The organism is Sinorhizobium sp. CB7, from assembly GCF_041357635.1.
Classification (GTDB): Bacteria; Pseudomonadota; Alphaproteobacteria; order Rhizobiales; family Rhizobiaceae; genus Rhizobium.
Genome location: NZ_JAULLL010000001.1, coordinates 1 through 22,722, shown reverse-complemented (window position 1 = coordinate 22,722; position 22,722 = coordinate 1). Strand labels below are relative to the sequence as shown.

Below are 22,722 nucleotides of genomic sequence, written 5' to 3'. Positions count from 1 at the left end.
GGTCCATCCCTCCCGACGCTTTTCAGGTGACATGCATCTGGCTCGATCGGGCGAGACGAACCGGCAGGAGCTTATAGGATGGCGTTTTTGCCTGTGGGCTATGGTGATTCAGCGGAAACAGCGGGTTGGTCTCCGGGTAATAGGCGCCGCAACATCCCGTCGGAATGTTGTAGGCGACGATCTTCAAGCCACGTACGGTCCGCGGCGTTTGCGGATCGATCGCCGTGATCAAGTCCACCACGTCTCCGGCTGCAAAGCCGAGCCGCCCGATATCGGCAGCATTCATGAACAGGACCTTCCGGGTCCCGTCGATCCCGCGGTAGCGGTCATTGTATCCGTAGATGGTCGTATTGAACTGATCGTTCGACCGAAAGGTTGCCAGATGGAGAACGCCCTCGCTCATGGCATCGGCGGGAAACTCCGGAAACAGGCGGTCTGGAGTTATGAAATTCGCCTTGCCGCTGGTCGTGACCCATTTCCTCTCTCTGGCCGGCAAGGGACGCGGTATGCCGCCTGGCGAAAACATCCGCTTGTTCAAATCCTTGAATGTTTCCGGATGGGTTTGCTCGATCGCCTCGCGAATCTGCGAGTAGTCGTCGACCCAGCTGTCCCAGGGCACGCTGCCCCTGGTCAGGGTTGCCTTTGCCATTCCGGCAATGATCGCCGGCTCCGACAGGAGTTCCGCACTTGCCGGCTTCGCCCTCCCGCGCGAACCATGAAAATGGGCAACCGAACTTTCCATGGAGACGGCCTGTGGGCCGGTTGCCTGCTGGTCGATCTCGATACGGCCCAGGCAGGGAAGCAGATAGGCAACCTGCCCATGGATCAGATGGCTGCGATTGAGCTTGGTGGCGATCTGCACCGTGAGACGGAGCTTGCGCCACGCGGCTTCCATCGCAACCGTTTCCGGCGCCGCTCTGAGGAAATTTCCTCCAAGGCTGATAAAGGCCTGCGTTTTTCCCTCGATGATCGCCTGACAGCTATCGACTGTCGTGTGACCCTGCCAGCGTGGCGGCTCGAAATGATAAAGCTCGGCCAGTTTGTCGAGCGGCACCAGCCCGGGCTTTTCGGTGATGCCGACCGTGCGCTGACCTTGGACGTTCGAGTGCCCCCTGACCGCGCAGATATTGGCGCCCGGTTTTCCGATATTGCCTCGCAGAAGGGCGAGATTGACGACCATATGGACGTTCTCAACGCCCATCAGATGCTGGGTCAAACCCATCCCATAAACCATGAGGACCGCATTGGCGTTAGCATAGATGCCAGCCGCTTCCATCATCTGTTGACGGCTTAGTCCCGACACACGCTCCAGTTCATCCCATTTGTGTCCTCGCGCCGCCTGTGCGAATGTCTCAAAGCCCTTTGTATGCTCGGCAATGAAATCGTGATCGAGAACATGTTTCTTGTCCGCGGCCGCAATCGAGGCTGCGAAGGCGACCGTAGCGGCGTCCGATGGATTTTCCGGCTCTGCGTCATTTCCAGAAACCTTGCTGATATGGGCGCTGCGAAGGATATCGTCAGCCTCGATGAGCGCCTTGCAGATCCCGAACAGGGCGGCGACATCCCCGCCGTTGCGAACTTGATAGTAGTTGGAGGAGATCTTTGTCTCCCTACCGGTCAGCATCTGGCTCGGTGCCTGAGGATTGACGAATCTTTCCAGCCCCGGCTCGCGAAGCGGATTGAAGGTCACGATCTTCACGCCGCGATCGACTGCGTCCTGGAGATCATGAAGCATCCGCGGCGCCGAGGTCGCTACATTCTGGGCCATATAAAAGATACAGTCGCAGTTCTCGAAATCTGAGAGGATCGCCGTTCCGACGGATGCGCCGATGCTTTCCGGCAGAGCAACCGAAGAGCTCTCGTGGCACATGTTGGATGAATCAGGAAGATTGTTGCTGCCGAAGATCCGTGCGAAAAGCTGGTACATATAGGAAGCTTCGAGCGAGGCGCGGCCTGACGTGTAGAATTCCACCGTTTCGGGTGTCATGGCGCGCAATTCGCGGCCGATTTCCTCGAAAGCGACGGCCCAGCTCACCGGCTGATATTTGTCGGAATTGGGATCCCAGCGCATGGGATGCGTCAGGCGTCCCTGCTCTTCAAGGTCATGGTCACTCCAACCCTCGAGCTCGGATAGCGTATGAGCTTCGAAGAAAGGACGGTCGGCGCGGCGATTGGTGATCTCCCAAGCCGTGGCCTTAGCTCCGTTCTCACAGAATTCCAGCGGGTGCGTCTTGGCGGGTTTGGCCCATGCGCAGCTGACGCACATGTATCCATCCGGCTTGTTCTGGTGGGCCAAGAGAGAGGGACCGGATAAGGGGACATGCTCGCGCAGGAGCACCTTGCCGACCGACCTCGCCGAACTCCATCCCCCGGCGGGTCCGCCGCGAACTCCTTCCGTTGGGTTTTGATGTCTACTTGATGTCATGGGATTGTCCGCCTGTTTTGCGGATAACGCGGAACCGGCCTTCCGGTTCATGTAAAGCCTCTCGACGAAGAAATCGCCGAATAGTCATGTCGTCAGTTTTCTGAAGTTCTTGGCCTGAGATTTCGGAAGCCGTCTTGTTCGGCCATGAGTGACAACTCGGGGCTTATCACGTGCCCTACGCTCGTATCTGTCGTGATCCGATATAAATTCAAGGAGGCTGGCGCGAAAAGCAATGGGTCTGGACAGCTCCCTCCGACAAGAAATCGAACGGCAACGCAGTCGGCTTCCTCTGGCGGCCCGCACGGGGATGACGAACTCGCCGACGCAATTCATTTCGGGGATCATGGCGCCGCTACAGGAACTTTGCGTCTGACATTCGGTTAGGCGGCCGAAAGGAGCTCGGATATGAAGATGCGCTATGTCGTGGTCGCAGCAGTCGTCCTGGTGATCGCTTTGATGTTGCTCGTCGGAACCCATCCCTCCGCTGATCAGTGGTCAGGCCAATCATCTCCCCATGCGATCGATCAGTCCAAGTAGGGAGCTTCGATCAAATCGAATACCAGCCAGATTTGTTGGGAACCCAGTTTTGTTGGGAACAATGAGTTAGCCGCAAGGTTTGCAACGTGTTGAAACATCCAAACAGGAGAAGCTCATGTTTTCCCGAACTCTTGCAACTGCCGTTCTGACGTTGGGCTTGGCCGCCGGTGCCCTTGCTCAAACATCCTCAGACACCACCAAACAGCCGAACGATCCGGGCAACAACAGCAGCACCGGAACGCAAATGCCGATGGGCAATTCAACAGACGGCAATTCCCCGATGAAGGCCGATCCGAACACGACCGGTAGCACGACGGGTGGCACAGCCCCCGATTCGACGAAATGCATGGATCAGGCTCAAACCAATGCTCAGGGCTCCACCGGCTCCCACGAAACCCAAGGACAGGGCTGCAAGTAGCCGTCGGCTTGGTGCGGGCTCCAATACCACATTGGACACTTTTCAAACGACTCACAATCGCCGGTGATGGCATTGCTCATCATCGGCTTGCAGCTTAGCGCCGCCTGGATTGCTCGCGCCACAGCAGCTCCCCATAAGGCTGTAAGAGGATTCGACGTGGACCGGCACTGCAATCACTAAGCGATGCCGTCCTCAGATGGCGGCGCACCGGTAATTAGAATGGAACCGGAACGCAAGACCCTCGTTGGATGCTTAAGGAGGACGAAAACAATGTCAAATGTCGTTAGAAATGGTGGTCACGATCCCAACAATGCGACGAGCTCCACCACCTTTGGGCGTTCGGTTGAAAGTGCGGCTCAGACTGCGGATGCCGCAGCTGAAGCGGCACCCATAGCTTCAGGCGAATCTCTGAACGTCTACCGCCTGGAACCGATCGCGCGTGCCGACGACCCTCGTTGGGACAATGCCCAGAACCATGGTGTCATTATCGTGGCAGCACGGACAGCCGGAGACGCCCGGATCGTGGCGGCGGGCCGCGAACTTGATTTCATGGAGGTGGACGCCGCTCCGGCGGAGGACGTGACCACGTTGAATGCAAGCTCGTTCCGAGATGACAAACTTTACAAGGTGACTGAAATCGAACACGGCCGCCGCGATTTGGAACGCGGTGTGATCGAGGGGACAGTGGCTGTAAATACGATCCTGCCTGTCCAGATCGATTAGCTAAACGCGGGTTGTTTTACAGCTTCCTGTTTCATTCAGACTGATCACCAGCTGGGCCGCGTGATCATCAACCACACTATGGCAAGAACCGCGGCGAAGGCAGGAAACCCAAAAAGGAACCAGCGCCGGAAGAGGTCGTGGTATCGTTGAGGCAAGGCCTCCCCTGATTCAGCCGCCGCGATTGCCAGGTCCCTCATCGCGAGCTGCATCCAGACGACCGGGAGCCAGAAGGCACCAGTCAGCACATAAAGCAAGATCGAGACCACAATCCAACTTTCGGTCAAGGAATAGCCGACATGCCAAGCGAGCGCGAGACCCGAAACCGGCTGAAGTACGACTGCGGTAGCCGTGAAGACAAAATCGGCCAAGACGACAATGCGCGCGACAGGCGCGACCGTCGAAGCTTTTCCAGTGCGATGCGCCACAAGCAGAAAGAACGCAATCCCGGCCCCCGTTCCAAGTAAAACACAAGCACCTATGATATGGATGAACTTCAACAGGAAATAGATCATCACCGCTCCTGGAGGATTGCCAGCGCAACGAGGTGAAGAACTAGGATTGGCCAGATCTTCATAAGCGGACCGAGGGGCTCAATCCAAAGCTTGGGAAGCAAAAATGTGCCCGCAGCCGCGTAAAAGAGTGAAAGAATGACCGCGCCCCATAGGCCCCAACGGCTCGTTCTGCGCACAGCTATCGCCGCACCGATGGCAATGTCAGCTAGCCCGCCTGCAATAACAACTGGAGCGGCGTACATTGTTGCCTCGGCCTCGTTCATCAAGGCCAGTCCCTGGTCGTAACCCACCGTGATTGATATGACGCCGGTTATGATCCAGAACAGGGCCAGGATCACGAAGATCAGCGGCTTCAGGAAATAGAGCTTCGAGAACCATCTCTCCTGCACGCTTGGTGGTCTTGACTGCAGCGCCTCATGCAGCGAACGAGGCTCTATCCCGGTCACCTGACGCCACGGTAGCGGATCGCCAACCGCACCGCGGATGATCTCGCGTTTTGCCGTCGTTCGAATGGGCGGGCGCCAGCCTAGGCGGCCGGCGAGGTCCCCCAGGAAATAGAGGAAGGAGGCAAGGGGTGCAGGCAAAACAACTATCCGCGCTCGCGGCCAACCGAGCCATTGACGGAACATGTCAATGATTTCTTCGAACTGTAATTGTTGAGGGCCCGCCAGTTCAAGGACAAGTTTCGAAGGTGCTTCCGGCGCAAGCAGCCTCAGGACTGTCGCCACCACGTCATCAAGTTGAACGGCCTGGAGAGGACCGGTTTCAGGCATTGCAGGCATCAGCGGCACTGCAGCCAACCCTCTCATGAGCGCGCTTGCGCCGAACGCAGGGTAGCCTAAAACGACGGAGGGTCTTAAGATTACCCAATCCAAGTCCCGAGCCATCAAAATATCGTCCCCCCGAATTTTTGTATCGGAGAATGCCGTCGGTTGCTCCCGATCGACGCCGATGGCTGAAAAATGAATGACTCGCCTGATGCCCAGCTGCTCGCAAGCTTGGAAGAGCGCCGCAGGTCCGGAAACATGGATACCCGTAATGCGGTCCTGGTAGCTTTCTTGGAGAGCGCCGACGCAATTGACCACGGCATCAATGCCTTCGAGGATCACGGTCCAGTCGCTGATCTCGACAGCAGAAGAGACGTCGAGGCGGACGATCGTGGCGACACCCATTGGCAAAGGGCCGCCGCCTGGCCGAACAAGAGCAGTGACGTCATATCCTTCAGTGATAAGGCGGCTACAGATTGAAGAACCGATCAACCCTGTTGCGCCGGCTACAAGAATTCTCATCAGAAGCGGCCTCTTGCTTCGACTGCCTGCTTGGGCCCTCCCGCATATGACACGCCGCCATTTCAGGCTCCTCGCGGAAGCAACCACGGCAGTACAGGCAATCCGGTTAGCAGTAAGTATCCGAACATTCAGTCGGGCCGCTTTCTGCGGTTTTCGCATCTTCGCTACGAGCGAAACCGATTGCTGGTCGCCAAATCTTTGCGCGGCCACGCATTGAGATGATCAGAATCGTCGTTGCGCGACTCCTGTCAAAATGTCTGTGCGGCCCATCTATTCCTCCTCTCCGCACTGCCCATCTAAGCGGAAGGTTCGAACTTAAACCGCTGCAAGGACACACAGTTCCATGAAGCCATATAACCTGCCGCGATGCGGTGCTGTCCGTGACCCGAAGCCGGCGCTTGCAGTGACGGTCGTTGATTGCACACAACCAGGAGACACCAGCTTCACCCTATGCTCATCCCTTGCGAGGCACGCGGCATGGGACGTCTACGTTCGTCGCAGCGAAGCTCGAATTAATTCTCGGGAACTTAAGACATGATGCGCAGTTGGATAGATCAGCATCAGTGAGGAGTCACTTACCATGAACAGCAAAGTTCCACCAACTCCCCCAGATAATCGCAGCCACAAGGGTCCTGGCGAGCAACGCCATGACACCGATGAGAATGACGCATCGGCCCGCAGCAAATCGAACCCCGATAAACAAGGCCAGCAGGGCAACACAAAGGTCAACACCATCAACCAAGGTTATCAGCAGGACCGATAGGAGAGCTCCATGTCTACCTCTGGCAAGACGCCAGCAAGTATCCGCCAAGGAGGACCTGGCGCCTCACATGAGAATGCCAAGGCCCCGCTCGAAATCAAAAAGCCGCCTGGCGATGACAATGCCCGAACGAAAAGCCGCGTGTCTGGGGGCGGCGGCGAGCGCGGTAGTCATCATACCCACAGTCCGGGCAAAAAGGGCGGCCAATTGCCTTGAGATAACTGCCTGCAATCCCATTCGCTGTTCGCCATCGAGATCGCAACCCCATCGCTGGCGAAATGCCGCGTTCAGCTGTTCATCATCAATAGGGCCGATCTGCCCCGCGCAGCCTCTCACTATCTGTCTTCGGCCGCCGGAACCATGTTTTCTGGGGAATGGCACAGGATTGTGCCGCTCCCGAAGGTGCAAGCCGGATCGGTTAATGTTGCCGCGATGTGGGTTGCTTGCTATCGTCAGTGCGCTGATAGGTTTGCGCTTCCTCCACGATGCGCTCCTTGGCGGCGTCGTGGACATCCGACACCACGGCGCCAGCTTTCTCGTAAACGTCCGCCGCCACGCTGCTGGCTTGGTCGACCGCTTCACCGGCCTTTGCGGCGACACTGCCGCGGATCGCGTCCGAGGCCTCGCCCATGGCCTCATCCTCGGATGGGGTATGGGGCAGGGTGGCGCCGACCGCAGCACCAGCTGCGAATGCGAGCGCGCCACCCACCAGCGGCTGATCATGGAACAGCTTCGAAAGCGTCTCGTTCAGCCTTACACTCTGGTCACGTACGGTCCGGCCTGCCGTCATTGATCCTTCCGCCAGTTTTCGCCCGGTATCGGCGACGGTAGTCTGTAGCTTATCCGCCGAGCTGCTTAGCTGACGCCAGGATGCCGCGGCCCAGCCTGAGGCTTCGTCGAACAAGGTGCCTGCCTCGTCACGAATGTCTTGGACTTGTTTCCCTGTGGTATCGGCGAAGCCTCGGTAGATCTTGCCGCTCTGGTCGACGAAATGGCCGGCACGACGTCCCATCTCATCCGTCAGCGCGCGGAAGCGAGAGCCCGCTTCGTCAGTAAAATGGCTGTAGCGCTGGCCGAAATCTTCCTGCACCGGAGACACGCGGCGAACCGAGCCGGTGATGGTTGCGAGTGGATATTCCTCCGCTTTGTCGGCAGCGCTCGGTTCACCGCCGGCGGAGCCCTTGCCCGGATTTGCCATTAACCATGCCATGCTGACGCCCATGAGAGCGACGGGGATGGGGTTCGTCTTCAGTGCCGAGCCAAGATTCCGGAGATAGTCGGCGCCACCGCTGTCGCGGGCGTAGGCGATCAGCTCATCGATCATCTGTCCCGCCGACATGCGTTCCTGTATCGCGTGGAGCTTTTCTTCGATACGGACACGATCCGCGTCGATCTCGCGCTGCAGATCTGTCGAAGTCTGGTTTTCGCGAGTCATGGTTTCGTCTCCCTGATAACATTGGCGTCTTGACGCAACGACGTTACGGTACGATCAAGCTTCAGATTGCTGCCGCGCAAGATTGTCAGACCGCGCGAGATCAAGGCCCCTGCCAGAATGGCGACGAGAGCGCCGATGAGGATCGACGACAACGCGTCGGCAGTCGGCTCCACAATCCCCCGAGCGATGAGAAAGGCAGACAGTCCGCTGACCGCAGCGGCCAGGAGAACGCCGATCGCGCCGATTGCGAAAACGAGACCAATCAGCAGCATTTCGATCCCCCCAATGGCATGGGACATCTTTTCCGATGCCTCAGTTTTGGCGAGCTCGATCTCCTTGCGGAAAAGGCCGGAAATATCCGAGACCAACCCTGCGACCAGGTCGGAAAGCGGGCGGTCATCACGATGATTAGCCATTGTTGCGATCCTCCAAGCTATAGTCCGATGAGCTGGCAAGCGACGTGTTCGATTCGATCGATGCCGTTTCGGAAGTCGTTGCGCGACGCGCCCGCCCGGCCGATGCGCCGAGAAAGCGGCTTGCGGCAAAGCCGGCCATCGCCGCGATGCCAAGGAATGCAACGGGTTGCCTGCGCCCGAAATCCTCTGCCATGCTGGCGATTTCCCCGATTTTTCGATCCTTGATGTCGCGGGCGAATCGCTCGACGGAATCACCCATTTGGCGAGCGTATCGACCGATCTCCGCCTCGTCGGACTGTTCGAGTTCCGTGCCGATTTTTTTCATTGCGACGGCAACATTGCTGACGTGGCGGGCGGCAAAATTCTTCTGCTCGGCCGCGGCACGCGTCGCAGCTTGTGAAATCTCCGTCGTCTTGTCCTCGGCCGCCTGTTTCAGATCACTGAAGTCCTCCTGCAGAAGCTCCTTGATGTTGCGGCTTTCGGTGCTCGACGTCTGGCTGTCGCCCCCAGGACGGTCGCTTCCGCTTCCCGTTTGCGGTCCCATATTGTGGCCGACATCTGTTTCGCTCATCGTCGTTCTCCCCTTTTTGTGGTTCTCGTGTTTGGATCCCGCATCGCAGCGATGCTCTGCAGATCAGTGATCAAACTCAGGATGAAACTCTTTGTTCCCGGCGTGGCAGTCATCGTTTTTGCCTGCCGCCCTCACGAGAACTTCTGTCGCCGACGGTTGGGGCTCGCCTGCGGTACAGCCGTTTCCAGCGGCGTCCGAACGGTTAGCGTAAAGACGCGGGTTCCACGGGAAATGCACTAAGATGAGCAGGTCCCAGCCGGCGTCGTGTTCGAGATCAAAGGGCAAACTGCAAACGTCTGCTGTAACCCGCATACCGATTGGGACTGGCGCGCTGACCGGGTTGCGGCATCACTCATGCCATACCCGCTGAATGAGGCTTGAAGAGCGGAGTCGTATCGCCGCTGCTCCCGAGGTGGAGTCGCTCCGATCTCCAATCAGCTCCTGTTACCCGGCTCGTGATATCGGGTGTCGAATGTGTCGTTGCCGCAGTTGGGGCATTTGGGAATGGTCTCACCCCTGGCGACGTGTGTCTGATGGTGACATTTCGCACATCGGAAGTCGCCGGTGGCTTGGGCCTTTTCTCCTGCTTTCGCTGCCATGGATTTTCGCTCCTTGGACTGGAACCATCAACGCGACGGCTTATCCAAACCAGCGTCCTCCATCAAAGTTCCAGGGCAACGCACTGCTTCCACCGCGATCGGCCGAGTTTTCACCGGCTCACGAAATCCGGACCGATTGGTCAAGGAAACGCACTACTGCTTCTGTACCGAGCGAAGTGCTGCCAAGGCGGCATCCGTCGAATGAAAAGTCGAACTGAGCTTGGGATCATGCAACGCGAGCTGGATCAGGTGCGGACCAAACATCCGCACGATACCGTATCCCGGAAATCTACCCTTGCCGGGCTTGCGGTTGTTCCAGCGGTTTGGCTGGTCAAAGGCCACGGCGAATAGTTCTGGGCACTCCCGAGGATGCGCGCGCTTCGGCGTAAAACTCGGCTTCTGTTTCGGGGTCTCGATCCTCTGACATAGCTCGTTTGAGAGCCTTTTCATCTACTACTTTGGAAGCGAACTATCCTCCCGGGCGAAAGTTTCAGTCTCCATCTCCTTTGCAACTACGGTTGGCTCGCTCCAGCACTGCAACACGGTTCCACCGCCGCCTTCCCGATGAAGTGAAAAATCAAAAGACTGCTGTCCAGACACGGAACTTTTGCATCCGCTCCTGGTTCGATTTTCATTTCCTCGAACGGACGAGGCGAGCCATGACGGTCGATCCTCACGGGCGTCGGTCAACAAAGCAAGCACCACTAGAACAGCGGTGCACAGGCCTTAAACTGCGTTCTGATCGCCCCGCAGGAAGCTACTTTTTTCGATCGGGCAGGTTGGAGCACTTTGCGGCCCAGGCGGTCCATGATGTTCGGCCAATGTCCAAGATCCAGCATCTCAAGAGTAACGAGAGACAAAGGAGGAATACCGATGACAAACGGCTATGAAACCCGCAATAACCGATATGGAAGCGGTAGTGGCCGCAACACGGACCGAGACTATCGCGGCTATGGCGGCCGTGAGCGCGGATATGCGGACTGGGACCGCTACGGCTCCAATCGCGATATCGGTCGTTCGCGCTATGATGAGCCAGATCGCTACTTCGCCAACGATCGCGATGACTGGACGACCGATGACCTGGGATATTCAGACTATGGCTATTCGGATCGCGGTTATCGTCGCGCCTATGCCGATAATTCGTTCGATGATCGGGAGCGCGGATATGCGCGTCAGTACAATTTTGACCGCCCCTACCGCGGCCAACGTTCGCAGCGAGATTTTATGGATCGGGCCAGCGATGAAGTCTCGTCCTGGTTTGGCGACGACCAGGCGGCCCGCCGCCGCGAGATGGACAAATTCCGGGGCAAAGGCCCAAAAGGCTATAAGCGCGCGGATGAGCGGATTCTCGAAGACGTTAATGATCGCCTGACCGACGCCCCCTTCCTGGATGCGTCCGACATCGAAGTCTCGGTCACCGGCGGTGAAGTCACGCTCGGCGGCTTTGTGTCCAGCCGCCAGGACAAACGGCGTGCCGAAGACATTGTCGATGACGTCTTCGGCGTCTCGCACGTGCAGAACAATCTGCGGGTAAGGTCCGGCACTGAGAACGTCGGAGATCTTGCTACTTAAATCTGGAGGAGCTTCGGCTCGGCCTGCCGGGCAACTCGGCTCAGGCATATGGCCCCTGGCCGTCAGTTATCAGCCAGGGGCTTCAGCTGTCATTAACCCGACATCATGCTCCGCACAGCCGTCCCTCAGCCCTTCCGCAGCTTTGCCTTGCCCTGCTCGACCAGCTTTTCCGCAGCTTCGGCAACCTTCGTGCGTCCGAAGGCGAGTTCATCGGCGGTCGGCCGCAGGACCTTCTGATCGAACTCGGTGGAGCCAACAGGAGCCGGAGAGGGATAGTCGCCAACCTGGTTCTTGAGCAGGTTGATATACTCAATCGTTGCCTGTTCCGTCGGGTTGAGCGTGGGCAGAATTGCTTCGCGCACTTTCGGCGACATCGGCACGCCGCGCTCGACCCCCAGAATCTTGCCGGCATCAACATCATTGACGAAGAAGTCGATGAACTTGGCGGCGGCCTCTCCGTTTTCAGTCGTCGCCCCGATACTCCAGATCAGCGCCGGGCGATAGTAGTGGCCGGAAGGCCCGCCTTTTTGCGCACGCGGAAGCATGGTGATCGCGAGCTTGTTCTTCGACAGAAGCTGATAGCCGATCAACTGATTCGAGTAGGCCATGCCCATGGCAGATTTGCCCATCGCAAAGCAATTGCTTTCGATCGTGTTCTGGTCGACCGTCTGGACATCGGCCGGAACGGTGCCGCCACGCTGGCGCAGGTCCTCCCAGAAGGTAAACCATTCCTTGGCGTCGTCGACGCCGAATCCGAGGCCGCCCTCGGCCGAATAAAGGCTCTTGCCGCGCTGGCGCAGCCAGGCATCGAAGACATAATTGTAGCGTGCCCCATAGGGCCCGCCCCAATAGTTGTTTCTGCCCGACGCCTTGGTCAATTCGACGGCCAAATCGGCATATTCCTGCCAGGTCATGTCCGGGCCGGGCACCTTGATGCCCAGCTTGTCAAAGACGGTCGTGTCGAGGAAGAGCGTGAACGAATTCAGCCCAAGGCCCACGCCCCAGAGATGGTCACCGACCGTCGTCAGCTTGAGCATGTCCTTGCCGAAAGAATCGACCTTGAGCGTCGACGGAACGAACTGGTCGAGCTGAAGGCATGCACCCCGCTTCGAATAATCCGATATCGTGCTCGGCTCGAGCTGGAAGACGTCGGAAATATCCCGGCTCGCCATCTGCGTGGCAAGCTTCGTCCAGTAGCCGTCGCCACTGATGGTCTCGCCGACAACAGTGATATCCGGGTTCTTTTCGTGGAACAGCTTCGCAACGTCGACCGTGCGTTTGTTGCGGTCGTTCGATCCCCACCACATCGCCCGCAACTGGGTCTCGGCCGCGAACGCCGGTAGCGAACCGGCTGCTCCAAAGGCGATACCAGCTGCGGCGCCGGCGGTTCCGATCATGAATGAGCGGCGATTCAGTCGCATGAGTTTCCTCCTCCTCTTGCTGACCCTGTCCGGGACGCTCCTCCACGTCTCGTTTTAGCGGACACATGCCGGCAGATTACGCACAAAAATTTCCGCTTGCAACAAATTATTCTTTTCTTGCAAATTTGCATAATTTGCATAATCTTTGCCGCATGAACGAGACATCGACAAAACGCCTTCGCCAGGCCGACATTGCCGCCAAAGCCGGAGTTTCCGTGTCGACGGTCTCGCGTGTTCTCGCAAACGAGCCGGGAATCAGCGACGCAATCCGGCAGCAGATCTTCAAGGTCGCAGCCGAACTTGGTTATCCGCTGAAATCCGCACAGGCTGCGACATCAGGAGCGCTTGCCCTGATCGCAAGTGACAGCGCCACCGGCGGACTGAGCGTCTTTTACGAAGGCATCCTGGATGGCTTGCGCACCGGCTCGGTGGAACGCGGAATGCCGTTTGACGTGAGGCTCGTCCGCGAAGCCAGGATGTCGTCAGAAAACGTCCAGGACTATTTGCGAACCGCCGAAGCCGATGGCCTCTTCCTCGTCGGGATCGATCCGTCGGATGAGCTGCGGGCATGGCTGGAGGAGAGCAGCACTCCTGTCGTCCTCGTCAACGGCACAGATCCGAAGTTGCGGTTCGACGGCGTGTCGCCCTCGAATTTCTTCGGTGCCTATGAAGCGACGAACCGGCTGATCGCCGCAGGCCATCGGCGCATCCTGCATGTGACCGGTTCGCACCGGCATACGATCCGCGAGCGTGTACGTGGCTTCGAAACGGCGGTGGCGTCCGTCGAAGGCGGAGAAGGCCGTCTCGTGCGCCTCTCCTTTCACGGCAGCGCCAGCCAGGAAGCACACGCCGCGACCCTGAAAGCGCTCGCCGAGAATCCGGGCTTCACTGCGGCTTTCTGCATGAACGACTTCATAGCGGTCGGCGTGCTCGACGCGGTCAGCGAGATCGGACGGCGCGTTCCGGAGGATTTTGCGATCGTCGGCTTCGATGATCTGCCCTGCGCTCTGATGACGAACCCACGCCTTGCCACGATGCGCGTCGACCGCGCCGCCCTCGGGCGGGAAGCGGTCGGCCTGATGATCTCCCGTTTCCGCGACAGGAGCGCGCCCGCCCGCCAGATCTGCCATGCGGTCGTGCCCGTGCCCGGAGGCACCCTTCCGAATGAGAGCTGATCCCGCCTCCCGTAGAGCGGTTCAGCTTTTCTTTGAATCGCAGAACCGCTCTAACCCTTTGTTTTTACGTAATTCGGACGGAAAACCGCTTCGCAGTTTTCCTGGAATTGCTCTAGAGAAGAGCCCAGTCGATGACCTATGATCCCGCCAGCGCCAACCCTCTTGCCGGCAATCCCCTGCAAAGCCGCACCGACATGCGGCGGGCGCTGATCGACCTGTTCGATCCTCTCCTGCCCTATTTCTCGCAAGGCAATGCCCGTGTGCGTCTCGACGCGGCGGCGGCGCATTTCGACCGCGCGGCCGCCGATCTCGAAGGTTTCGCCCGTCCGCTCTGGGGCCTGGCACCCTTTGGCGCCGGCGGCGGCAATTTCGCCCATTGGGACCGTTACGCCGAGGGGCTCGCCAACGGCACTGATCCGACCCATCCGGAATATTGGGGTGCCGTCAACGGGCGCGACCAGCGCATGGTCGAGCTTGCCGCACTCGGCTTCGCGCTCGCACTGGTGCCGGAAAAGATCTGGGAACCGCTCGATGGACGCGCACGCGACAATCTTGTCGCCTATCTGAAGCACACGCGGCGCTTCGACTATGCGGACAATAACTGGAAATTCTTCCGGATCTTCGTCGATATCGCGCTTGATCGTCTCGGTGTCGATTTCGATCGCAGCCTGACTGAAGCCTATCTCAAGGAGCTCGATGGCTTCTATATCGCCGACGGCTGGTACCGCGACGGCAATGTCCGACGTATCGACCATTACATCCCCTTCGCGATGCATTTTTACGGACTGATCTATTCGAAGCTTGTCGACGACGATCATGCGCGACGCTATCGCGAGCGCGCGGCGCTTTTTGCCGCAGATTTCCGCCACTGGTTTGCCGAGGATGGCGCAACCATTCCCTTCGGACGGAGCCTCACCTATCGCTTCGCCTGTGCCGGATTCTGGTCGGCGCTCGCCTTCGCAGATCTCGAGGCCCTGCCCTGGGGCGAGATCAAGGGCCTTTGCCTGCGGCACCTCCGATGGTGGGCGGACAAGCCGATTGCCAACCGCGACGGCGTTCTCTCGATCGGATTCGGCTATCCGAACCTCCTGATGTCGGAAAGCTACAATTCGGCCGGCTCGCCCTATTGGGCGTTCAAGGCGTTCCTTCCGCTCGCCCTCGCAGAGGATCACCCTTTCTGGACTGCGGATGAAAAACACTTGGGCGACGAGCGCGCAGTTATCGCACAACGCCATCCAGGAATGGTTGTGATACGAGGGAAGGACGATGCCATCGCGCTCTCGTCGGGCCAGGAAAACCTGCAGATGCGCTTCGGCTCGGAGAAATACGCCAAATTCGCCTATTCGGCGCGTTACGGCTTCAGCGTCGAGAGCGATGAGCGTGGGTTTGCGGGCGGCGCTTTCGATTCCATGCTCGCTCTCAGCGATGACGGCATTCACTATCGGGTCCGGGAAACGAATGAAGAGGCCAAGCTCGCCGGCGAAACTCTTTATTCGAAATGGTCTCCGTGGCCGGATGTCAGCATCGAAACCTGGCTCGTTCCTGCGAACGACTGGCACATTCGGGTCCACCGGATCGTGACCCCGAGGCCGCTGCAGACGGCCGAAGGGGGTTTCGCTATCGCCAGACGCGATCTCGATGCCGACACGCTCGTCTCGGCGAAGGGGCTGGCCTATGCTGTCGGGTTGGAGGATTTCAGCGGTATTCTTGATCTCGATTCCACGATCAAACGGGACGGGCTCGTCCAGAAGGCGCCGCCAAATACCAATGTGATCGTGGCCAAGACGCTGATTCCACAATTGCGGGGCCGGATACCGGCGGGAGAGACTGTTCTTTCCTGCGCCGTGCTGGCGCTGCGGGGAACCTCCGCATTGTCGGACCTGTGGGCCAAGCCGCCAACGGCACCAAATCTCAATTCACTGAGGGTCATGACGGAAAAATTCGGCGTCGCCGTCAGCGCCATTCAAGCCCCGGGGCAGATGCCATGACGGGTCCGGCCATCGCCTTTGCCATGCAGCCGGAGCGGACGCAGCATGTCTTGCCGCCAGCGCTTATCAGGCGTCTGGAGACGATCGGGCGTGTCCTGGATACGGACCCGATGGAGCGTTTCGACGATGAGCGCGCGCGGCGACTGCTCGGCGAGACGGAAATCCTCGTCACCGGCTGGGGCGCTCCGCCTGTCACGTCCGACACACTTGCCCACGCCCCCCATCTGAAGCTGGTGGCCCATGCTGCCGGCACGGTGAAGGAGCTGCTCGACAATTCCGTCTTCGAAGCAGGGATCAGGGTGAGCCATGCGGCGCAGGCGAATGCCTTGCCGGTTGCCGAATTTACGCTTGCGGCCATCATCTTTGCCGGCAAGCAGGTCTTCCGCTTCCGCGATCTCTATGTGGCCGACCGGGATCGTAACCGCACCTATCCGCTACAGGCGGAAGCGATCGGCAACTACCACCGGACTGTCGGCATTGTCGGAGCCTCGCGGATCGGGCGGCGCGTGATGGAGCTGCTGCGCCCGTTCGATTATCGGATCCTGCTTTACGACCCGATGGTCGACGGACGGGAGGCCCAGGCGCTTGGCGCGGAAAAAGCCGATCTCGATCAGCTCATGAGAAGCGCCGACATAGTTTCTCTCCATGCGCCCTCGCTTCCCGCAACACGGCACATGATCAATGCCGGCCGGCTTGCCCGGATGAAGAAGGGAGCAACCCTGATCAATACGGCGCGCGGCGCGCTGGTGGATGAAGCCGCGCTGCTCGATATCCTCCAGATCGGCCATATCGATGCGATCCTCGATGTGACCGATCCCGAAATTCCAGAGCGGACGTCACCTTTCTACGATCTGCCGAACGTGTTCCTGACGCCGCATATCGCCGGCGCCGTCGGTCTCGAGCGGGCCCGTCTCGGCGAGATGGCCGTCGATGAAGTCGCCCGCTTCGTTGCGGGTGAGCCCCTGCTCTATGAAATCCGCAGACACGATCTGGAGCATATTGCATGACAGGATCCAGACCGGCGCCCTTCAAACCTGCTCTATGCACCGTCACGTTTCGTGGCCTGAGGCCGGCGGCGATCGTTCCCCTCGCCTTGGAGGCAAGGCTCGCCGCGATCGAATGGGCCGGCGATGTTCACGTCCCGCCGGGCGACGAAGTCGCTGCCCAGAACGTTGGTCGTCTGACCCGTGACGCTCGCATGGCGATCTCCTACGGATCATATGTGGCGCCACCGAGCGATGACCTCGCAGTCTTCTCCAAAGCGCTTGCAACAGCCAAACTTCTCGGCGCGTCGAACATTCGCATCTGGCCGGGCACGCGCGGGCGCGATTCCGGTGACTACAGCGATGCCGAAAGACGGGTCGCTGTCTCCCTCATCCGTGAGATGGGTGAGGCGGCATCAGAGTTCGGCATTACGGTATCCCTCGAATATCATCCGAACTCGCTGACCGACGAGACCTCTTCAGCCCTCAGCCTGATCGAGGCCGTCGCGCATGAGAATGTCTATCTCTATTGGCAGCCCCGTCCTGGCCTGCCGCTCGACGAAGCACTCACGGAAATCGCGCGCGTCGGTCCGCACGTCTCTCATATCCACGTCTTTGCCTGGGACGGCAATCGCAACCGCTTTCCGCTGTCAAACGCCGCCGACTACTGGCGGAGCATTCTTGCCGCCATGCCGGACTCGCGCTGGAAGGGGCCGCGTTTCGCCATGCTCGAATTCGTCACCGGCGACGATCCCGATGCGTTCCTGGCCGACGCTGCCACGCTAAGGCGGCTCCTGCGGGGCTAGTTTATTGCCCTTGATATCCGTCGCCCACGTGCTTGAGATAGATCAATGACCGCGCCCACTTTTGCGCCGACAGATCGCCTGGTCTCCTAAATCCGCTCCGAATGAACAACCTCCTGAGAGCTCACACCTAGAGCGTGCCACATGCTGGTTGCGTGGAATTCCCAGACTGGCTGTACAGTTGAGCGCTGCAACGGTGCCGCAGCCAAGTGATCGAGAAGCAGGCGAGCGTCGGATGCCTTAGCATTGACGGCCGCCGAGCGAAGCATTTGGAGCACATGGATCCGTTCGGTTGAGGCGGGCAGGTCCGCCCTTTCAACAATGTTGGCCCACGTACGGTCCTTGTAGAAAATTTGCCCTGCTGCATTAGACAGAGCGGCGACCTCGTCAGGCGTAAGCATATTCCGGGCCCATAGCCAATCAAGGGTCGCTGTGACATTGACGATCGGAATTGTCAGTGGAATCCAGCCAAGCTCGCGTGGCCCATGCAGGAGAGCGACGTCAGCGTCGTCGACCAAGCGCCCGCTGACATAATCCTCGTAGATCTTTCCAACTCCTACCATTCCAAATGCGGCACATTCGCAAGCGCGAAGAGCTCCCATACTCGCCGCACCCAACACTCGAACGCCCATGGAAAGAGCAAACAAGATTTCCTTGTGCCAGACGGGAGCGACAAACTCGAAATTGCCGTCGATCAGACCAATAGCGCAAACGCCCGATTTCACAGCGTCCAGAATGTCTCCTTGTACTGCGGGCGGCCGAATCTCTATGCCGGTTTCGACGAAGGTCGCAGCATCTGGTAAGCTTGGCCCGACAAAGACGACCTTCATGTAAACTCCAGACTGCGCGACAAAGCGCGTTGCCCGAACCGATACTTCCGCAGACCTTCCGGATTTTCGAGATCAGGGACCAGCATCTTCACAACGGAAAACGGGACATCGCCTCCCGCGAGAGGAACGGAAATTGCCGACCGGATCCCGCGGGCCGCAAGTCTATTGCTGACAAAGGCTAGCAGTTGCTGCAAGCTTTGGAATCTGGGACCGGCCTGAGGCTGGGCATCCTGCGCGGCGGCGTTGAAAAGAGCGAGAGTCTCGGGTGCAAGCGGCCGTTTGTACGTCTCATGAAAGACATCATCGCGTGCGCCACTAATATAGGTGAGCCGGGACTGTGCCGCTTCTGTGAGGGCCCTTATCACCGCTCGATACGGGATTGGATGTGTACCATGTCCGACCGTTATGTCGTGAAATCGAGGTGTCGGGCGCTGGAGAATATCGTGCGCCGCGAGGAATGCCGAATAGCTCGGAACGCCAACATCACTGGTGATGTCGAAGAGTTTCAATTGAAGCCCTGCATCGTCAATCCTCGTTGCCAAACTGTCGATGACGGGGTCTGAGAACGAGCGGGGATTAACGCATAGCCGCTCTCTAAAACCTGTCGGCGCGACGCTCCACAAGACATAGGCATCGCGTTCGATACGCTCAAGCAATCCGTGCAGAATCGCTTCAGTTTCGGTATTGCCGGAGGCGAGCCCATCGGATGACTGCCAGTAGCGGCTGTCCAAGCGTGTTCGGTCCAGGACTACCGCGTCAAATGGGACCCAGACCGGCTCATTGTTGAGAATGTCAAAGCCGCTGACCCACTCTAGGGTCTCGTCTTCGGTGGGTTCTTGCTTCCCACTGCTAAGAAGGCAGGTAAGCGTTTGTGAACGTTCGCCAGCGTTCGCAAGTTCGCCAAGCGAAGACGATCGTCGAGCGATCGCCGGTGAACATGCAAATGAACGCTCCAACGCTTCCATGGCGGCGGAAACCTTGGCATCAATGTCCGTGATACCCTTGCCCTGGTTGATCACGATCGAGCGGGCGTTCGGCGAAATCGCATTCCAAACAGGGATGCCGATCCGATCCAGTCCGGTCAGCCGGCCCAGGCGGGTGACGCCCGCCTGGGCGAGATAGGGCTCAATCCGGCGGAATGTCTCCTCTGCTTGACAGGAACGATCTGAATAATCGTCCATTGAACGCGACCGGGTCAGCCGTCCATGAAACCGCCGGAAACGGATGCGGTCGACTGTGCCGTGACTGCGAGGTTGACGCCCTTCGTAATGACAGCGCCGGAAGCCCGAAGTTGGTCGGCAGAAGCAAGCGCCCCCTGCGTTGGAGCGGGGATCTTTGAAATCGTCCCGGCGTCGAGATCGGCGAGATAAAGACCATCTTCTCCAGCAATGCCAATAACCAAAACCTTAGCCATGATAATTCTATTCCCTTTCTTTGCGATTTGCCGGCTTGCTGCCTTGCTACCGAAAACCGGCCTTCCGTAGCCCTTCGAAATAATGCTTTTTTTGCCAATCTTCCTTGAACGGCACGATCGCCATCCATTTCTCGAGGTCAAATCCCGGATGAACTTCGAATGTCCGGGAAACGAATTGCTTAGCCTTTCGCGTGTTGCCAAGCATGCCCCAACTTGCCGCAGCCAAGCGATCTGCCGGTAGCTTATCTTTCATTTGATCGATGTAGCCCAGCGCCTGCTCATATTCGCCGAGCGAATAACTGGCTCCGGCCGCGGTCCAAAAATATTCGTCTGGTGCCAATGGGTTGAGATCGAGCGCCAGCTTGATCTTCTCGAGACCCTCTCCTGGGCGGGACGCCTGCACAAGCGTGTCCGCATGACTGGCGATGACATTGGCATAGTGCGGGCTGAGGCTCTCAGCCTGTTGCAGGAATTCGATGCTTTCGTCGTATCGTCGCTGATAGAGCTTGACGACGCCGAGCTCCCGATAGCCCGCCGCCAGAGACGTATTGGCTGCAATCGCATCCTTTGCATGCTGCTCTGCCGTCGTCAGCAGTTCACTGTCGCCGCGCGCGGTCAAAAGCCATTCGAAGAAGAAGCTGCGGGCGACGCCACTGAGTGCCGGCGCAAAGTGCCCGTTTTCTCGTAACGCCTCCCGAAAGTGCTTCCGAGCTCGCCGTACCTGAGGAAGATCGAGCCGGTTGAGTGTGTGCTGCCCCAGCAGGAAATTCCTGTAGGCAGTACCATTTTCTTCGAAAAAGATGCGTTGGAATTCATTGCCGATGATCTGGTCGGAAATTGCCGACGCGATCCTGATCGCCAGTTCTCGGCGTGAATGCATCAGCGAGGCATCTGAAACGTCGAAGCGTTCTGCCCAGATGATCTCGTCGCTGCCGAAGAAGATGAGCTGCGCAAACAACGAGCACCCGCTACCTTCCTCCATGAGACGCGTATCAAGAACATAGCTGATCGAATAGCGCTCGTATGCAAGAGGCTTGTCCGTTCGCTGGCTGATCTGCGCAGCCGTGTAAGGCGCGAGGACGGAAACTGACCGAAATGCACACAGCCCAACCGTTACATCCTCGATCAACGCGGTCGCATAAATTGCCGCGGGGTGGGTCGAGGCGGCCGGCGGCAACAACACTATTCGCGGTGGCCGATCGGTCACGTCATTGATCGATGCCGGAACCTCTACGGAGGGGGATAATGTCGAAAGGGCTGCTGCGGGAACCCTCTTCGGAATAGCTGCCGCCGCACGTCTCCGGATGGAACCCAGATCGCCATAGACCTTTGTGAAAGCTTCCCGTACAGCTTCATCGGCGGGATACCGATCGAGAATCTTCAACGCAGCCGATTTGAAAGTCGTTTTGTGAGCTGGCTCGTCCAGATCATTTACCTTCAGCAAGGCGTCGCGCAACAGCAACAAATGTCCCTCGCGCTGATGTTCGACCCAACTCGCCAGACCCTGGCTCTCAAACGTCATATCAACGAGGAAATCGCTTTCCAGCGTGCCGGCGATCTGAAGAAAAAGCTCCAGCGGCGCAACCTTTTCGATTGGCTGCAGATTGTCCATATCGGAGGCATAAGTGTTCGGAGACACACTGATAGTGTCTCTTGAGAATTGCAAAAACGATATACCGAGGTCCGCCTGTCTCGCCAAAATGCGAGTAACGGCTTTTCGCAGATTGGCATAGGCTCTCGCCTGATCGATGTCCCCCCAGAAAAAACGCGCGATCTCGGCTCTGGATTTTTGTACCCAACGATTGGCACGGGCATGGCATAAAATAAGGAGAGCTTTGTCCGGAAAGGACGCAGCCTGTCCGACCTCGTCGACAAGCCTCAACTGTCCGAAAGTTATTAACTTATATGTCATCAGCCATTCCGCCGGGAGTGCTTCCGTAAGGGCGTCACTCTAATAAACTGCACCCGCCTCAGTTATTCATATTCATATAGGTGTTCCGCTCGCCAGTCATTGACATGACGAGGAACAGAATATTTTCAAACCTTCGAGTCTTTAGCCGCAAGCGTCCGAAGGTTTCCAGAAAGAAAGTCATTTTATCCGTTGAGTGCCCCACAAGATCGATCAGCATCCTCGCCCATAAGATACTCATGCAACAGAACTGCGACCTGACACGCGCCCGTGATAATAGAAGCTGCTGAGTGCAATTCGAAGCGCAGTTTGTCCGAATATGTCCAGAAATTCAACATCGGCGTTTATGCTTGTGCCACACAAACGTTGTGGTAGATTTCAGGCGCTGATTGGAATGAATAGATTTCTTACAAATTGACCGCGCGACTTACATCCCATGACATCCTACAGAGGAGGCCCCTTCCTTCGGCTCAAATGCTACCGCAAGGACAATACGCAGCCGCAAAGGCGATCTTTTTCAAGGCCCGCAGCTATAAGCAGATCGTGAGGTCTTCGATTGACGCCCCCGATCGCGCATCGGCGGTGCTGGAGATCCTGCGCGCGAACAACGTCAATCTGAAGCTGCGTGATGCCGAACTGCTTATCGAAGCAGTCGTCAAGATGCCGGATCGCCGCCTTAACCCTGAATTCAGCTGGGCTTTTAACGCAACGAGCTTCTGGAAGTCGATGTTCCCCGAGTCCTCTCAGGTGTTTGCGCGACCAAAATTGGACCCAGATATGGAGTGAACCTCCCCGCCTCGACCACGAGGTTGTCCATATTGATGGCGAGGTGGAATTCCGTGAAGGTGAATATGCAGGGCACATTCCGCCGATCCCACGCTCACATAGATTGGGCTTCAGGCAATCGGTATGAAGGAGTCTTTTCGCCGTGCGGACGCACGG

24 protein-coding genes are annotated in these 22,722 nt (G+C 58.3%); 11 read left to right on the top strand and 13 right to left on the bottom strand.

All coding sequences use genetic code 11. The features are described 5' to 3' along the window. Nucleotides 1–22: 22 nt before the first annotated feature. On the bottom strand, nucleotides 23–2,425 hold the full coding sequence (locus tag AAE029_RS00120; RefSeq protein ID WP_371070753.1) for an FdhF/YdeP family oxidoreductase: 2,403 nt from the start codon (nucleotides 2,423–2,425) through the stop codon (nucleotides 23–25). Nucleotides 2,426–2,830: 405 nt separating this feature from the next. On the opposite strand from AAE029_RS00120, the gene AAE029_RS00115 reads away from it, so the two are divergent. The 3 genes from AAE029_RS00115 to AAE029_RS00105 all read left to right on the top strand — a co-directional run bounded on the left by AAE029_RS00115 (nucleotide 2,831) and on the right by AAE029_RS00105 (nucleotide 4,103). Next, nucleotides 2,831–2,962 (top strand): hypothetical protein, encoded by a 132-nt coding sequence (locus AAE029_RS00115; protein WP_371070752.1) that lies wholly within the window; start codon nucleotides 2,831–2,833, stop codon nucleotides 2,960–2,962. 115 nt (nucleotides 2,963–3,077) lie between these two features. Continuing rightward, nucleotides 3,078–3,380 (top strand): hypothetical protein, encoded by a 303-nt coding sequence (locus tag AAE029_RS00110; protein ID WP_371070751.1) that lies wholly within the window; start codon nucleotides 3,078–3,080, stop codon nucleotides 3,378–3,380. Between the two features lie 270 nt (nucleotides 3,381–3,650). Then, entirely contained in the window at nucleotides 3,651–4,103 is a 453-nt protein-coding gene (locus tag AAE029_RS00105) for a hypothetical protein (protein WP_371070750.1), read from the top strand. 44 nt (nucleotides 4,104–4,147) lie between these two features. Here the strand turns inward: AAE029_RS00105 and AAE029_RS00100 are convergent, their stop codons facing one another. Beyond that, entirely contained in the window at nucleotides 4,148–4,615 is a 468-nt protein-coding gene (locus tag AAE029_RS00100) for a DUF2269 family protein (protein WP_371070749.1), read from the bottom strand. Continuing rightward, nucleotides 4,615–5,907 (bottom strand): SDR family oxidoreductase, encoded by a 1,293-nt coding sequence (locus AAE029_RS00095; protein ID WP_371071512.1) that lies wholly within the window; start codon nucleotides 5,905–5,907, stop codon nucleotides 4,615–4,617. Before AAE029_RS00095 ends, AAE029_RS00100 begins: the two co-directional genes overlap by 1 nt. Before the next feature lie 577 nt (nucleotides 5,908–6,484). Here AAE029_RS00095 and AAE029_RS00090 point away from each other — a divergent pair. Continuing rightward, nucleotides 6,485–6,667: a hypothetical protein gene (locus AAE029_RS00090; protein ID WP_371070748.1), complete on the top strand. Its 183-nt coding sequence runs from the start codon at nucleotides 6,485–6,487 to the stop codon at nucleotides 6,665–6,667. 9 nt (nucleotides 6,668–6,676) lie between these two features. Beyond that, entirely contained in the window at nucleotides 6,677–6,880 is a 204-nt protein-coding gene (locus AAE029_RS00085; RefSeq protein WP_371070747.1) for a hypothetical protein, read from the top strand. A 202-nt stretch (nucleotides 6,881–7,082) separates the two neighbouring features. Here the strand turns inward: AAE029_RS00085 and AAE029_RS00080 are convergent, their stop codons facing one another. The 5 genes from AAE029_RS00080 to AAE029_RS00060 all read right to left on the bottom strand — a co-directional run bounded on the left by AAE029_RS00080 (nucleotide 7,083) and on the right by AAE029_RS00060 (nucleotide 10,027). Then, entirely contained in the window at nucleotides 7,083–8,099 is a 1,017-nt protein-coding gene (locus AAE029_RS00080; RefSeq protein WP_371070746.1) for a nutrient deprivation-induced protein, read from the bottom strand. Then, nucleotides 8,096–8,515, bottom strand: coding sequence for a phage holin family protein (locus AAE029_RS00075; protein WP_371070745.1), 420 nt, complete (start codon nucleotides 8,513–8,515; stop codon nucleotides 8,096–8,098). Before AAE029_RS00075 ends, AAE029_RS00080 begins: the two co-directional genes overlap by 4 nt. Next, a complete protein-coding gene (locus tag AAE029_RS00070) occupies nucleotides 8,508–9,086 on the bottom strand; it encodes a nutrient deprivation-induced protein (RefSeq protein WP_371070744.1) in 579 nt (192 codons plus the stop codon). The genes AAE029_RS00075 and AAE029_RS00070 overlap by 8 nt, the downstream gene beginning before the upstream one ends. A gap of 434 nt (nucleotides 9,087–9,520) precedes the next feature. Further along, a complete protein-coding gene (locus AAE029_RS00065) occupies nucleotides 9,521–9,685 on the bottom strand; it encodes a hypothetical protein (RefSeq protein ID WP_371070743.1) in 165 nt (54 codons plus the stop codon). A gap of 153 nt (nucleotides 9,686–9,838) precedes the next feature. Next, nucleotides 9,839–10,027: a hypothetical protein gene (locus tag AAE029_RS00060; RefSeq protein ID WP_371070742.1), complete on the bottom strand. Its 189-nt coding sequence runs from the start codon at nucleotides 10,025–10,027 to the stop codon at nucleotides 9,839–9,841. Nucleotides 10,028–10,558: 531 nt separating this feature from the next. Here AAE029_RS00060 and AAE029_RS00055 point away from each other — a divergent pair. Beyond that, complete coding sequence (locus AAE029_RS00055; RefSeq protein WP_371070741.1) at nucleotides 10,559–11,257, top strand: BON domain-containing protein; 699 nt, start codon at nucleotides 10,559–10,561, stop codon at nucleotides 11,255–11,257. Between the two features lie 125 nt (nucleotides 11,258–11,382). Here AAE029_RS00055 and AAE029_RS00050 read toward each other — a convergent pair whose 3' ends face one another. Then, nucleotides 11,383–12,678 carry an ABC transporter substrate-binding protein gene (locus tag AAE029_RS00050; protein ID WP_371070740.1) on the bottom strand — a complete coding sequence of 432 codons (1,296 nt, stop codon included), beginning with the start codon at nucleotides 12,676–12,678 and terminating at the stop codon, nucleotides 11,383–11,385. A 152-nt stretch (nucleotides 12,679–12,830) separates the two neighbouring features. On the opposite strand from AAE029_RS00050, the gene AAE029_RS00045 reads away from it, so the two are divergent. From AAE029_RS00045 to AAE029_RS00030, 4 genes are all read left to right on the top strand, one after another. Next, on the top strand, nucleotides 12,831–13,853 hold the full coding sequence (locus AAE029_RS00045) for a LacI family DNA-binding transcriptional regulator (protein WP_371070739.1): 1,023 nt from the start codon (nucleotides 12,831–12,833) through the stop codon (nucleotides 13,851–13,853). A 131-nt stretch (nucleotides 13,854–13,984) separates the two neighbouring features. Next, nucleotides 13,985–15,841 carry a DUF2264 domain-containing protein gene (locus tag AAE029_RS00040; protein WP_371070738.1) on the top strand — a complete coding sequence of 619 codons (1,857 nt, stop codon included), beginning with the start codon at nucleotides 13,985–13,987 and terminating at the stop codon, nucleotides 15,839–15,841. Continuing rightward, on the top strand, nucleotides 15,838–16,848 hold the full coding sequence (locus AAE029_RS00035; protein WP_371070737.1) for a hydroxyacid dehydrogenase: 1,011 nt from the start codon (nucleotides 15,838–15,840) through the stop codon (nucleotides 16,846–16,848). The genes AAE029_RS00040 and AAE029_RS00035 overlap by 4 nt, the downstream gene beginning before the upstream one ends. Further along, a complete protein-coding gene (locus tag AAE029_RS00030; RefSeq protein ID WP_371070736.1) occupies nucleotides 16,845–17,630 on the top strand; it encodes a sugar phosphate isomerase/epimerase family protein in 786 nt (261 codons plus the stop codon). Before AAE029_RS00035 ends, AAE029_RS00030 begins: the two co-directional genes overlap by 4 nt. Before the next feature lie 86 nt (nucleotides 17,631–17,716). Here the strand turns inward: AAE029_RS00030 and AAE029_RS00025 are convergent, their stop codons facing one another. The 4 genes from AAE029_RS00025 to AAE029_RS00010 are packed head-to-tail and all read right to left on the bottom strand — an operon-like array spanning nucleotide 17,717 to nucleotide 21,510. After that, on the bottom strand, nucleotides 17,717–18,457 hold the full coding sequence (locus AAE029_RS00025; RefSeq protein WP_371070735.1) for a TfuA-like protein: 741 nt from the start codon (nucleotides 18,455–18,457) through the stop codon (nucleotides 17,717–17,719). Then, nucleotides 18,454–19,638: a YcaO-like family protein gene (locus AAE029_RS00020; protein WP_371070734.1), complete on the bottom strand. Its 1,185-nt coding sequence runs from the start codon at nucleotides 19,636–19,638 to the stop codon at nucleotides 18,454–18,456. Before AAE029_RS00020 ends, AAE029_RS00025 begins: the two co-directional genes overlap by 4 nt. Nucleotides 19,639–19,652: 14 nt before the next feature. Beyond that, nucleotides 19,653–19,871 (bottom strand): hypothetical protein, encoded by a 219-nt coding sequence (locus tag AAE029_RS00015; protein ID WP_371070733.1) that lies wholly within the window; start codon nucleotides 19,869–19,871, stop codon nucleotides 19,653–19,655. Between the two features lie 46 nt (nucleotides 19,872–19,917). Next, a complete protein-coding gene (locus AAE029_RS00010) occupies nucleotides 19,918–21,510 on the bottom strand; it encodes a hypothetical protein (protein ID WP_371070732.1) in 1,593 nt (530 codons plus the stop codon). 813 nt (nucleotides 21,511–22,323) lie between these two features. Between AAE029_RS00010 and AAE029_RS00005 the strand changes: the two genes are divergently transcribed. After that, complete coding sequence (locus AAE029_RS00005) at nucleotides 22,324–22,566, top strand: hypothetical protein (RefSeq protein ID WP_371070731.1); 243 nt, start codon at nucleotides 22,324–22,326, stop codon at nucleotides 22,564–22,566. Nucleotides 22,567–22,722: the final 156 nt, after the last annotated feature.

Coding starts and splice junctions, on each gene's coding strand:
- AAE029_RS00020 (WP_371070734.1), bottom strand. CDS start 19,638: ATGGACGATTATTCAGATCGTTCCTGTCAAGCAGAGGAGACATTCCGC.
- AAE029_RS00030 (WP_371070736.1), top strand. CDS start 16,845: ATGACAGGATCCAGACCGGCGCCCTTCAAACCTGCTCTATGCACCGTC.
- AAE029_RS00115 (WP_371070752.1), top strand. CDS start 2,831: ATGAAGATGCGCTATGTCGTGGTCGCAGCAGTCGTCCTGGTGATCGCT.
- AAE029_RS00080 (WP_371070746.1), bottom strand. CDS start 8,099: ATGACTCGCGAAAACCAGACTTCGACAGATCTGCAGCGCGAGATCGAC.
- AAE029_RS00090 (WP_371070748.1), top strand. CDS start 6,485: ATGAACAGCAAAGTTCCACCAACTCCCCCAGATAATCGCAGCCACAAG.
- AAE029_RS00035 (WP_371070737.1), top strand. CDS start 15,838: ATGACGGGTCCGGCCATCGCCTTTGCCATGCAGCCGGAGCGGACGCAG.
- AAE029_RS00075 (WP_371070745.1), bottom strand. CDS start 8,515: ATGGCTAATCATCGTGATGACCGCCCGCTTTCCGACCTGGTCGCAGGG.
- AAE029_RS00065 (WP_371070743.1), bottom strand. CDS start 9,685: ATGGCAGCGAAAGCAGGAGAAAAGGCCCAAGCCACCGGCGACTTCCGA.
- AAE029_RS00110 (WP_371070751.1), top strand. CDS start 3,078: ATGTTTTCCCGAACTCTTGCAACTGCCGTTCTGACGTTGGGCTTGGCC.
- AAE029_RS00055 (WP_371070741.1), top strand. CDS start 10,559: ATGACAAACGGCTATGAAACCCGCAATAACCGATATGGAAGCGGTAGT.
- AAE029_RS00015 (WP_371070733.1), bottom strand. CDS start 19,871: ATGGCTAAGGTTTTGGTTATTGGCATTGCTGGAGAAGATGGTCTTTAT.
- AAE029_RS00120 (WP_371070753.1), bottom strand. CDS start 2,425: ATGACATCAAGTAGACATCAAAACCCAACGGAAGGAGTTCGCGGCGGA.
- AAE029_RS00025 (WP_371070735.1), bottom strand. CDS start 18,457: ATGAAGGTCGTCTTTGTCGGGCCAAGCTTACCAGATGCTGCGACCTTC.
- AAE029_RS00045 (WP_371070739.1), top strand. CDS start 12,831: ATGAACGAGACATCGACAAAACGCCTTCGCCAGGCCGACATTGCCGCC.
- AAE029_RS00105 (WP_371070750.1), top strand. CDS start 3,651: ATGTCAAATGTCGTTAGAAATGGTGGTCACGATCCCAACAATGCGACG.
- AAE029_RS00050 (WP_371070740.1), bottom strand. CDS start 12,678: ATGCGACTGAATCGCCGCTCATTCATGATCGGAACCGCCGGCGCCGCA.
- AAE029_RS00100 (WP_371070749.1), bottom strand. CDS start 4,615: ATGATCTATTTCCTGTTGAAGTTCATCCATATCATAGGTGCTTGTGTT.
- AAE029_RS00040 (WP_371070738.1), top strand. CDS start 13,985: ATGACCTATGATCCCGCCAGCGCCAACCCTCTTGCCGGCAATCCCCTG.
- AAE029_RS00070 (WP_371070744.1), bottom strand. CDS start 9,086: ATGAGCGAAACAGATGTCGGCCACAATATGGGACCGCAAACGGGAAGC.
- AAE029_RS00085 (WP_371070747.1), top strand. CDS start 6,677: ATGTCTACCTCTGGCAAGACGCCAGCAAGTATCCGCCAAGGAGGACCT.